This window comes from Dyadobacter sp. CY323 (genome assembly GCF_021390245.1).
GTDB lineage: Bacteria > Bacteroidota > Bacteroidia > Cytophagales > Spirosomataceae > Dyadobacter.
Map to the genome: position 1 here is coordinate 1 of NZ_JAJUXH010000051.1, position 816 is coordinate 816.

General features: G+C 45.6%; 1 protein-coding gene. It reads left to right on the plus strand.

Annotation, left to right across the window (positions count from 1 at the left end; genetic code table 11):
- The coding region (locus tag LZG72_RS29075; protein ID WP_233878765.1) for a transposase at positions 1-816 on the plus strand (816 nt) is incomplete at both ends.

Sequence of the window (816 nt, forward strand, 5' to 3'; positions counted from 1 at the left end):
TCACTTTGCTTGCCCAGGAAGGTTATTTAAGCATTGAAGAAGTTTTTACCGATGGCACCAAGATCGAAGCAAATGCTAACAAATACACCTTTGTCTGGAAGAAAGCGATTGCGACCAACAAAGAGAAAATGAAGAAGCAGCTGGCCGATATCTGGAAGTATGCCCAGAGTGTGGCCGCCAGCGAGGACAACCTGCCCGAGCCGCCTGACCTGACTACGATCAACAAAGAGAAAGTGCAGGATACGGTCGATACACTCAACAAGGTGCTTGGCAAGAAAGAAAACATCGACAAGAAAATGAAGGCTAAGCTGGGCTATGTAACCAAGCATTACCCGGCCAATATCGCTCGATACGAAGAGCACGAGGCTATTTTAGGTGAGCGCAATAGTTACAGCAAAACGGACCCCGACGCGACGTTTATGAAGTTGAAAGAGGACCATATGCAAAACGGACAGCTCAAACCAGCCTACAATGTGCAGATATCGACCTCTAATCAGTTCATCGTAAATTACTCCATTCACCCTAATACGACTGACACCAACACGCTGGCAAGCCACCTGGAACAACATGAAAAAAGCTTTGGCGCTGCCCCAAAATCTTTGACAGCCGATGCTGGTTATGGTTCCGAAGAGAACTACACATTGCTGGAAAAAAAGAAGGTAACTGCTTTTGTGAAATATGGCCTGTTTGACAAAAGCCAAAACCGCACTTTTAACAAAAAACATCCCTTTACAGCAGACAAGCTTCATTACAATCCCAAACAAGACCATTACATCTGCCCGATGGGCCAGAAAATGGCCTACATTGGTAATAGGA